This window comes from Xanthomonas sp. SHU 166, from assembly GCF_000364685.1.
GTDB classification, from domain to species: domain Bacteria; phylum Pseudomonadota; class Gammaproteobacteria; order Xanthomonadales; family Xanthomonadaceae; genus Xanthomonas_A; species Xanthomonas_A sontii.
This window is the reverse complement of record NZ_AQOJ01000073.1, coordinates 1-10,250: the sequence shown is the minus strand read 5'-3', so window position 1 is coordinate 10,250 and position 10,250 is coordinate 1. Positions and strand designations below refer to the sequence as shown.

Annotated in this window: 11 protein-coding genes; 8 read left to right on the top strand and 3 right to left on the bottom strand. The window is 66.1% G+C overall.

All coding sequences use genetic code 11. The features are described 5' to 3' along the window. A partial coding sequence (locus tag D180_RS24380; RefSeq protein WP_232760292.1) for a hypothetical protein occupies positions 1 to 837 on the bottom strand: 837 nt, incomplete at its 3' end. Between D180_RS24380 and D180_RS24375 the strand changes: the two genes are divergently transcribed. From D180_RS24375 to D180_RS03090, 8 genes are all read left to right on the top strand, one after another. Further along, positions 836 to 1,702 (top strand): YadA-like family protein, encoded by an 867-nt coding sequence (locus D180_RS24375; RefSeq protein WP_232760290.1) that lies wholly within the window; start codon positions 836 to 838, stop codon positions 1,700 to 1,702. The genes D180_RS24380 and D180_RS24375 overlap by 2 nt on opposite strands. 362 nt (positions 1,703 to 2,064) lie before the next feature. Continuing rightward, positions 2,065 to 3,189, top strand: coding sequence for a DUF2827 family protein (locus D180_RS03120; RefSeq protein ID WP_043090393.1), 1,125 nt, complete (start codon positions 2,065 to 2,067; stop codon positions 3,187 to 3,189). Further along, positions 3,186 to 4,310, top strand: a complete 1,125-nt coding sequence (locus tag D180_RS03115) for a DUF2827 domain-containing protein (RefSeq protein ID WP_043090399.1) — start codon at positions 3,186 to 3,188, stop codon at positions 4,308 to 4,310. Before D180_RS03120 ends, D180_RS03115 begins: the two co-directional genes overlap by 4 nt. After that, a complete protein-coding gene (locus tag D180_RS03110) occupies positions 4,307 to 4,867 on the top strand; it encodes a hypothetical protein (protein WP_157835414.1) in 561 nt (186 codons plus the stop codon). Before D180_RS03115 ends, D180_RS03110 begins: the two co-directional genes overlap by 4 nt. A gap of 40 nt (positions 4,868 to 4,907) precedes the next feature. Then, on the top strand, positions 4,908 to 6,068 hold the full coding sequence (locus D180_RS03105; protein WP_051064766.1) for a DUF2827 domain-containing protein: 1,161 nt from the start codon (positions 4,908 to 4,910) through the stop codon (positions 6,066 to 6,068). 79 nt (positions 6,069 to 6,147) lie between these two features. Continuing rightward, complete coding sequence (locus D180_RS03100) at positions 6,148 to 6,702, top strand: hypothetical protein (protein ID WP_017911641.1); 555 nt, start codon at positions 6,148 to 6,150, stop codon at positions 6,700 to 6,702. Between the two features lie 84 nt (positions 6,703 to 6,786). Then, a complete protein-coding gene (locus D180_RS22475) occupies positions 6,787 to 7,197 on the top strand; it encodes an Rrf2 family transcriptional regulator (protein ID WP_081616380.1) in 411 nt (136 codons plus the stop codon). Positions 7,198 to 7,989: 792 nt separating this feature from the next. Continuing rightward, entirely contained in the window at positions 7,990 to 8,598 is a 609-nt protein-coding gene (locus tag D180_RS03090; RefSeq protein ID WP_017911639.1) for a recombinase family protein, read from the top strand. Between the two features lie 90 nt (positions 8,599 to 8,688). Here the strand turns inward: D180_RS03090 and D180_RS03085 are convergent, their stop codons facing one another. Both D180_RS03085 and D180_RS03080 read right to left on the bottom strand, forming a co-directional pair. After that, positions 8,689 to 9,267 carry a cytochrome b gene (locus tag D180_RS03085; protein ID WP_017911638.1) on the bottom strand — a complete coding sequence of 193 codons (579 nt, stop codon included), beginning with the start codon at positions 9,265 to 9,267 and terminating at the stop codon, positions 8,689 to 8,691. After that, on the bottom strand, positions 9,264 to 10,250 hold a 987-nt coding region (locus D180_RS03080; protein WP_017911637.1), incomplete at its 5' end, for a catalase family peroxidase. The genes D180_RS03085 and D180_RS03080, both read right to left, overlap by 4 nt.

The following is a 10,250-nucleotide window of genomic DNA, read 5'->3' as shown; positions in this document are numbered from 1 at the left end:
GCTGGATCGGGTTTCCACCAGCGCAAGCACCGCGTTGAGTACGTCCGTTGCGGCGTCCAATAGCGTCTCTACGTTGTCAACTTCGACCTCCGCCGCATTCAGCAACGTCTCCAATAGCCTCAGCACGTTGGCCAATTTCACCTCGGCCGCGCTCAACGGCCTGTCCGGCAGTGTCAGCACCAACGCCAGTAACATCGCTGGGCTGGCCACCAGTGTCAGCGCTGCGACCAGCGGCGTGAACTCGTTGTCCACGGTGGTGGGCAATATGTCCAGCAGCACCAGCACCGCGCTGAGTACCGCTACCGCGGCATCCAGCAATGCCAGCGCTGCGCTGAGTACGGCCGCGGCGGCGTCCAGCAGCATAAGCACGCTGTCGACCTCCACCTCCGCCGCGCTCAACGGCCTGTCCGGCAGCGTGAGCACCGCCTCCAGCAGCGTAACCTCGCTCTCCACGGCGTTCGGCGATCTGTCGAAGTCGGTCGACCGAGTCTCCACGACGGTGAATACCCTGTCGAGCACGGTCAACGCGGTGTCCAGTACGGCGAGTACCGCGTTGAGCACGGCCGACCAGCTGTCCGGCAGCGTAAGCACCGCCAACAGCGGCGTCGCTTCGTTATCCAGCGGTTTCGCCAGCCTGTCCTCGGTCACCAGCAGCGCGGTCAGTACCGCCAATGCGGTGTCCAGTGGCCTCAGCACCACCGATAGCAATGTGGCGGCGTTGTCGAGCGGCCTGAGTAGCACCAGCAGCATCGTCGCCGGCAACGTCAGCGGCATCGGCTCGCTGTCCAGCGGTTTGGCGTCGGTCAACAGCAGCATCGGCTCGCTGTCCACCGGCATGAGCGCAGTGCAGTCGCTGACCGCGGAGGCGTCGTCGGCGACGTCGCAGGGCGGCTCATCCGTGACCACGACCATTGGCGGCGGGACAGATGGGAAAATGAGGACGCAAGGTCCGGCATTCGACAACACGACCATCAGTACCGTCGTCGCGGCCGGTTGCGCCACTGTCAACGGCATGGACACGACGGCCACCGGCTTGTGCGCCAAGGCCGGCAGCAGCGGCAACCCAGCCAACGGCGCCACTGCATACGGCGCCTACGCCACGGCACAGAACGAAAACACCACGGCCGTGGGCTTCCGTTCCGTGGCCTCGTATGTCGGTTCGGTGGCCATTGGCTACCAGGCGCAGGCCATTGCCGATCCCGCCACCGCGATCGGTGCCAATTCGCTGGCGTCGGGTAACAACGCGGTGGCGCTGGGTGCGGGGGCGCGGGCGACGGCCAACAATGCGGTGGCCCTGGGCGCCTACTCGGTGGCCAACCAGGCCAATACGGTGTCGGTCGGTTCGGCCGGGAACGAGCGCCGCATCACCAACGTGGCGGCTGGCGTCAACCCCACCGATGCGGTGAACGTGTCGCAGCTCCACGGTGTGCAGAACAACATCAGCATGGTGCAGAACAAAGTGAATGCCGTCGCCAAGACCGCCTATGCCGGCGTGGCCGGTGCGGTGGCGTTGACCATGATCCCCGATGTGGACCTGGACAAACGCTTCGCTCTGGGAGTGGGCATCGCCAACTACCAAGGCTATGGCGCGGCGGCGATCGGGTTCAGTGCGCGCGTCGGCGATGCCACCAAGTTCAAGGGAGGCGTCAGCACCAACGGCACCGACACCTCGCTCGGCATGGGCGTGTCCTACCAGTGGTAGCCGCCGCCTAGAGCGGTTGGCAGCGTGGGGCCACGACGCCGGTGATGCACGTCGCGACTCTACGCTCCGCGGGCCTTGACCGCCGAATGGCGGTCAAGGCCCGAACGCCGCACGACGGTCGCACAAGGAAGGGTTTCTGGCTGGAGACCCGCGCGTGGCCGGGAGCAAGGACGCAGTAGCGTGCGGCGGCAGGATGCCGCAGCGGAGTGTTCCGCGCGGCCTATGGGTGCACGGTCCTTGTTCGTGGACGCGCGCGCGCCCGCGGTGCCGTGCCGCCGTGCGCCGGTGGATACCGATGCTGTTGGCGGCCATTCCATCAACCCTTCTTCTTGGGCGGACCAGATGCCTGGCCGTGAGCTGACATGAACGTAGGTGTATCTGTGATGACCCATTCCGGACAGAGCGTCTGGCAGAGCGGGATCGGCCAGAACGCGCTGCATCTGGCGGTGCTGTTGCGTTCGTTGCCGTTCGTCGAGCGAGTGGTGTTCATCAATGTCGGAGATCAGCCGGCGCTGCCGGCCGATGCGCTCGGCGTGGGCGCGGACATTCCGATGCTGACCCAGCGCGAGGCGACCGATCTGATCGATGTGGCGATCGAACTGGCAGGAGGGCTCGACATCGAGTGGATCGACCGCCTGCATGCGCTTGGCAAGAAAGTGGTCTTCTGCTGCGTGGGGCAGCCGTACGTGGCCCTGGCCGAGCCAACGGTGTTCGGCATGGAGGGCTTCTTCTCTCGCGCCGACCGTTGCGATGAGGTCTGGCTGCTGCCGAAGGACCGGGCGCTGGCGCCGATGATGGAGGCGTTGCACCGCTGCCGCTGCGTGGAAGTGCCGTTCCTGTGGGCGCCGGACTTCGTCGAAGCGCGGATCTGCGATCGCGGCACGGCCGCGCCACGCTTCGGCTACGCCGGCAACGGCGTGCGCCGGCTGGCGATCATGGAGCCCAACATCTCGGTGCTCAAGTGCTGCAGCATTCCGATGCTCATCTGCGACCAAGCCTATCGTTGCGCTGGCGACGCTGCGCTGGATACGCTGCATGTGCTCAATAGCGAACACATGGCGCAGCGTCCCACGTTCGATTACCTGCACCGCTCGCTGGACATGACCAAGCGCGGCAAGACCCGCCTGACTCATCGCCACGACGTGGTGGGGTTCATGGCCGACAACGCGGACGCGGTTGTGTCGCACCAGTGGTGCAACGATCAGAATTACCTGTACCTGGATCTGCTGCACGGCGGCTATCCGTTGGTGCACAACTCGCCATGGCTGCGAGGCCTCGGCTACTACTACCCTGAATTCGACATCGAGGCCGGCGCGCACGCGCTACTGACGGCGATGCGCAAGCACGACGGCGGCCTGGCCGCCTACCGTTACGCCGCTGCCGCGTTCCTGTCTGCGCTGCATCCACTGGCCGCAGAGAATCGCAGCGCCTATGCGCGCCGACTGCTCGCGCTTGACGCCGCGCCTGCGGCCAGGTGGGCGGCATGACACGCACTGCGCCATTGCGTGTCGGCGTGACGCTGTTCCTGCGCAGCGGCCAGCAGTCGCTGTGGGAGAACGGGATTTTCCAGAACTGCTACTTTCTTGTGCAGCTGCTGCAATTGTCGCCAGAAGTGGCGTCGGTGCACCTGGTGAACGGCGGCGACGGCGATCCTGCCGCCGCAGGCGAATTCCTTGCGCTGGCGCCGGCGCCGATCATCGACATGGACACGGCCCAACGCGAACTGGATGTCGTGATCGAGCTGAGCGCCCAGCTCAACCCGCAATGGGCCTGTGCATTCCGTAGCCGCGGCGGCCGTGTGGTCGGCATGCATGTGGCCAACGACTACGTGATCGACATCGAAAGGATGATGTTCGACCGACCTGCGGCATTGCTGATGTCCGAGGTGCCCTACGATGTGCTGTGGACGCTGCCGGCGTTCGAGAAGACCTGCGCGTCCTACTATCGGGTGGCGATGCGCGCGCCGGTTGTGACGATGCAGCATCTGTGGAGTCCCTCGATTCTGGAGCGCACGCTCGCCGCGCAGGGGCGCGCCGGCGACTTCGGTTACGTGCCTGGACGGGCGCGCTGGCGCCTTGCGGTGTTCGAGCCGAACGTGTGCATGGTCAAGACCAGCCACCTGCCCATGCTGCTGTGCGATGCGGCCTACCGCCGTCGTCCGGAGCGGTTCGCCGGCATGCAGGTCTACAACACGCTGCACATGAAGGAAAGCCCGATGTTCGTGCGCTTCGCGCGGAGTCTGGACATGGTGAATCACGGCGTGGCGACCTTCGAGCCGCGCCTGCCGATCTACGATGTCATGGGCCGTCACGCCGATGCGATCGTTTCCCATCATTGGGAGAACGCGCAGAACTACCTGTACTACGAAGCGCTCTACGGCGGCTATCCGCTGATCCACAACTCGGATCAGTTGCTCGACTGCGGCTATCGCTACCCGGATTTCGACTGCAAGCAGGGGGCGTTGGCGTTGCTGGAGGCGGTCGCTTGCCACGACCGCACCCTGGACGATTACCGGCGTCGCGCCGCGGCATTGCTGGCGCGCCTGGATCCCTGCGCGGAAGCCAATGTGCGCCAGTACGGTGCACAGTTGCGGAGCCTGTTCGCATGAGCCGCTGCGGCCCGCCCGCCCGGCGCGCAGCCGTGGCCTTGCTGGCGTTGTCATTCGCTTCGCCGCTGACGGCGGCGCCGCCTGCGCAGCCCACCGGTGCATCGCCGCCTCCGCTATTGGCCTACGCCGCCGGCCAGGTCGGGGTGAAGCGCTGTCTCGGCGCCATCGATGGCATCGCCCGGCGCACCACCGCCGGCGCGTTGCGCCAGGATCTGTTGTTGGACTGGGATCGCGCCGATCCCAACGGTGGCGCGCTGTTCTCGCTGACCGGACTGGAGTACGCCAATGCCAGCGCGTTGTTGTCCGTCAGCGCGGTGCCACAGACGGGGCTGGGATGCGCGCTGCTGGTGGAACAGATTTCCGCCGCACCGGTCGGTTGCGCCGAACTGGCACGCACCGAGCTGGCGGGCTACGCCGCTGTGCCGCTGCTGCCCAGCGTCACCGTCTACCGGCGGCAGGAGGTGCGCCAGGAGACCGTCGTGTTGGCCGACGCCACGCCCGGCTGCCTGGTGGTGCGGCGACAGGTCCAGTACGGCTGGCTCGGGGGGCAGTGGTGAGCGCGGTGCGGGTCTGGCGCAGGTGTAGGGAAATCGCCGAATGAACACATCCGTTCACGACGCGGCGTTGCTGCCGCGATCGCTGCGTATCGGCATCACCATCGGCCTCCATCAGCCGAACGAGAGCCTGTGGATCAACGGCATCAAACAGAACGCTGTGTATTTAGCCAAGTTGTTGCAGAACAGCCGTTACAAGCACAAAGTGACGCTTGTCAACGTCACCGACATCGCGGTCGCCGCCGGCGTCCCGTGGGATACCACACGCTTTGCGACGTGCGATTTCGACGCGTGCAAGGATGATCTCGATGTGATGATTGAACTCGGTGGCCAAGTCGACCCGGCCCGAACCGACTACCTGAAGTCCCGCGGTACGCGCCTGGTCAGCTACTGCTGCGGTTTTGAGTACATCCATAACGCGCAGGCGATCCTGTTCGGGCGCAGGCTCTGGGATCAGGTCTTCGTCAATCGCCGTTACGACGCGATCTGGGTTATCCCGCAGGTGGCCGAAAGCAGCCTGTCCTTTTTTGAGGCTTATCGGCGCCGTCCCGCCCGCGTGGTGCCGTTCGTCTGGGACCCGATGTTCCTGGAGGCAGCGGCGCAGAATCTGCCCGAGGGCGGCCGTTACCGGCCGAGAAACATGCCCAAGCGGCTGACAGTGATGGAGCCCAACCGCGACATCACCAAGTTCTGCCTCTACCCGGTGTTGATTGCCGAGGCGCTGTATCGGCGATCGCCGCACGCGGTGGCGCACCTGCACGTGACCAACGCGCAGAGCCTGGCCGAGAGCAGCCCCGAGTTCGTCGGGTTGATGCGCGAGCTGGATATCGTGCGCGACGGAAAGGCCAGTTTCGTCGGGCGTTACGAGACGCCGCAGTTTCTGTCCGAGTTTACCGATGTTGTGATTTCGCACCAGTGGCTCAATCCGCTGAACTACTTCTACTTCGATGTCTGCTGGCAAGGTTATCCGTTGATCCACAACGCCGCGTTATGTCCGGAGCTTGGTTACTACTACGAAGGCAACGATATCGAGCAGGGCCGCCATCAGCTGGTCAGGGCCGTTGTCGGCCACGACCGCCGTTGGCTCGACTACCTGGCGCGGCAGCGGGAGGTGATCGGCGCGTATTGCGCGGATAACCCGCGTTTGGCCGCCGAGTACGACGAGTTGCTGTTCGGTCTGTATAAAACGCCGCTGCTGGTCTGAACGACGGCGGTGGTGCGATGCGATGTTGCCGATTTCCGGAGGTGGTCGTGCGTAGGTTGTTGCTTGTCTTGTCGCCCTGGTGGCGATCTTGATTGGTGTGCCGGTGATGGCGCGGCAAACGCACGGCCGCACCGCGGGCAGTTGCGACGCCGCTGCGCCGGTCGGTAAGTTCGCTCGCGTTCTGAATCAGCGGGATGGGCAATGGGGCGCGATCTGCCTGCGGCAGGACGCGAGCAAGCGCTGTCTGCCGACCCTGGCCGAATCCGACGGCAAGACCGGTCGGCCTGCATACGTCATCGGACGTCTGGTCCACGGTAGCGGCTTGAGCGGCAACGCGCCGATCCGTTGGGGCGTGCGAACGGACGAGAGGTTCGACCTGCACGCGGACGACACGGCGTTTCATGGCGTGTTTCCCCACGGCGCTTGCGAGCCGGGCGAGCGTTCGGCTGTGTTGGACCTGGATCAGGGCAACGTCCATGCCGTAGAGCGCTGCACGCGCATGCGCTCGATAGCAGAACCGTCCGATCGCAGCGCCGCGAACGCGGATGTTCCGCTCGCCGGCTTGGTAGTCCGCTACCGTCGGCTGCCCACGATCGCGCTGCCCGATAGCGCATCTGCTGCCGTTGCGCGATAGCGAAAGATAACGCTCGACCTGCGTGATCGCTGTCCCGCACGCCGGTGTGTCGTATCGAATCGGGATGGCAAGAACGGGGGAAACATGCAAGCGTCGTTGACATTTGTCGTTGCAGTGCGGATTTTGCTGGAGCTCGACCTCTGCGGAGGGCGCTCGGTTTGTTCGGACGCGCTGGCGCACGCCATCGGCGTCAGCCCGGCGCTGGCGCGCCGGGTCATGCGCCGTATGGCTGCGGTCGGCCTGCTGGCGACACGGCTGGGGGCGGGCGGCGGCTCACGGCTTGCGCGTCAGTCCGATCAGATCAATCTGTTCGAGGTGTACCGGGCGCTGGGCGGCGATCGGAACTGCCTGTCGCGCGGCGGCGACTTGTTCAAGGAGGAGGATCAGGCCAATCGCCGTATCGAGCGGCTGCTCAACCGCGAACTGGAACAGATCGCTGCCGTGCTGGATCGCAATTTGCTGCGTCTGAAGCTGGCCGATCTGGAGACCGCATGAGCGCGCCGAGGCTGCGCGCATGCTGCCGATGACCACGCCGGAGTGCCTTTGGCGCGATCGCCGCGCCGCCTGTGGCGCACCGCGCGGCCGAGTCGGTCCAGGGTGGGGGGGCGCGAGACTGTCGTGCGGCGTCGTGGCGCGTTGGCGCTGATTGGCGCGACGTATCGCGTGCCGTCGGTGCTTCAACCGGATACCGCGGCGCAGCGCGTACTCGCCTACGCGTTTAATGCGTTTCGGTTGTGCGAGAGAACAGGCATGGCGCGCAGCGGACCTGCATGCGCCTGCCCGCGCCGCCGGTGGGCTGGCACGCCGCCATTGTCTGTACATGGCGTTGGTGTTCGCGACAATGGCAAGGTGCATCCAGGGCGTCTGCCGCACTGTGTCCGGCCTATCGCCGATGGGCTGCGCCGGTGGGACAAGCTGCCGCCACCGCAGCGACGTCCTGTTCGGATGATGTGCCCAAGCGTTGCGTCAAGCTCGACAAGCCTTGCTGGCGCCTGGCGCAGGCTGGGGTGAAACACCGTTGGGATCGATCTGACGGTGGGGGCAAGGCAAAGCAAAACGGTTTCCTCGGTTTCGAGTCCGCCGACGCACCATCTTGAGCGAATACAGCAGGTTTTCGGTCAGAAAAATGTCACGCTCCCATACCAAATTCCGTTCATTTCAGCAATGTAGGAGTTTGTGAAAAGGGATATAAATCACACGTGCAGTGTGCTTTTGGCCGAAAGACTCAGTGCCTCTGCTCTAGCACGGACGTTTCGATGGAATGGCCTCACAGGACGGCAATGCGTTATGAATAAGTGCGCTTACGTAGTGGTGAATAAGGATTGTCCGAGTTCTGCGCACATCCGCGAGATTCTCAAGGACCGCGAGGTCACCAAGCACGTCCACATCGATTCTCCGCCAGGCAGGCATCGCGAGCTGTCGCGGCAGCGCGGTCTGTTGAACGCGCTCAACGAGCTGGGGCCGGGCGATCTGCTGGTGATGTGGACATTCGAGCAGTTGCGGTTGCAGGTTGGCGACATCCTGATTCTTCTGGAAGAGCTGCGCTGCAGGGGCTGCCATGTGCTGGCGCTGCAGGAAGGCTTCGATACGCGCAACGGCGAGACTTACGAGACCACTGTCCAGAAGATGGCCCAGGTCGCGCGACAACAGCGCCTCACGACCCGTCAACGGATCCTGCATGGCATGAGCACGGCCAAGCGCGAGGGAAGGCCCCCCGGCCGCATGCCGGCGCTGTCGCAGGCAGAGCGCCTGGAGGCAATGGCCTTGCTGCAGAAGCGGGGACAGACCGTGGAGCTGGTCGCGGCGCGCTATGGCGTGCATCCCCGTACCATGCTGCGCTATCTGCATTGTCTGAAGTCGCGCGACGGCGAACGCACACAGAGCGCAGTGGCGTAATCGCGTCGGGGGCTGCACCGGCGCCTGGGATGCCGTGAAGGCCCGTCGCCTCGACGCGCGTCAGATGCGCTGACCGTTGCCAGCGCGTTGTCAGCCGTCTCTTGCGTCGTGGACCATGCCGCTGTCGATCGAGGCGCCGCGCGCCATGCTCGAGAACACGCCATCGCGGCGTACCCAGGCATGGAACAGCGCCGCGCACAGGTGCGCCAACACCGTGGCGAACAGCAGGTAGGCCAGCCAGCCGTGCGTGCTGCGCAGCCAGGCATACAGCGCCGGGCTGTGCGGCGCGATCGGCGGCAATTGCACGCCCGGCCACAGCACGATCGGGTAGCCGCCGGCCGAGAGCATCGACCAGCCCAGCAGCGGCATCGCCAGCATCAGCGCGTACAGCAGCCAGTGCGAGGCATGCGCGGCGGCCTTTTGCCAGCGCGGCAGGTCGGCCGGTAGCGGCGGCGGCCGGTGCCGCAGGCGGTTGCCCAGGCGCACCAGTACCAGCAGCCCGATGGCGATGCCGAGCGGGCGATGCAGGTTCAGCAGCCAGGGCCGCTGCGACACCGAGGCGACCATGCCCACGCCGACGAACAGCATGGTCAGGATCATCGCCGCCATCAGCCAGTGCAGGACGCGCGCGAGCAGGTTGAAGTGCGCGGAGCGGTCGTCGCGGTTCATTGCGCACCTCCGTGCGGCTTACCGGTCGCATCGGGCGCCTGGCCGCGGGCGATCTCGCGCTCGCGGCGGTTGAAGGACTGCGAGTACACCGCCGAGCGCGCGGCCAGGATCGGATCGGCGGAGCCGGCGATGCCGTGCGGCAGGATCAGCGGATCGTAGTTGAGGTCGCGGCACGGCCCGGTGGCCTGCGGCTCGGCATGGTCCAGCACCAGGGTGCCGGCCACCACCTGCTGGCGATCCTGCGGCCACGGCTGCGAGGGATCGTCGACCGGGTCGCCGGGCGCGGCCACGGTCAGCACCAGATCCCAGCGCAGCGGACCGCGCGCCAGCCGCGCCTGCAGGTCTTCGCTGAGGAAGTCGGCGTCGGCCTTGGCGCGTTGCTCGGCCGACAGTGGCGCGAACGGGGTCTGCGGGCGCATCGACCAGCGCACCGCGTGCGTGCTGCCGTCGGCGGCGGTGAAGCGGAACGCGTTGACGCCGTTGTACTGGGTGTTGGCCCAGCTGTCCGACCACGACGCGGTCTTGGCCCACTCCTGGAACTTCTTCGCCTCCGGGTAGCGCTGCAGGAATGCCGCCATCTTCGCCGGGTCCGGCTTGCCGGTGGCCGGATCCGGCCGCGCGGCCAGCGTCTGCGCCATGAAGCCCTCGGTGCTGGCGACCACGAAGAACGGGAAGCTGTTCATCGCCGTGCGCCATTCCTGGCCGTCGTCGCTGCGCAACTGCAGCGCCATGCTGCGCACGCGGGCGGTGCCGTCGGCGCCGTGCGGGTCGCCGCCGCCGATCGACAGGCGGCCCAGCACCGGCACCGAGGATTGCGCGAACACCCGTGCCGAGGACAGCGCGCTGCCCTGGCCGTTGCCCTCGAAATGGCCGCTGACGCACACGCCCTTGCTGTGCGCACGGCGGAAGCCCGGATGCGGCGGGCCGCCGGCTTCGATGGCGTCGGTCATGCGCTGCGCGGTCAGCCGTTGCGGGCCGCCGAG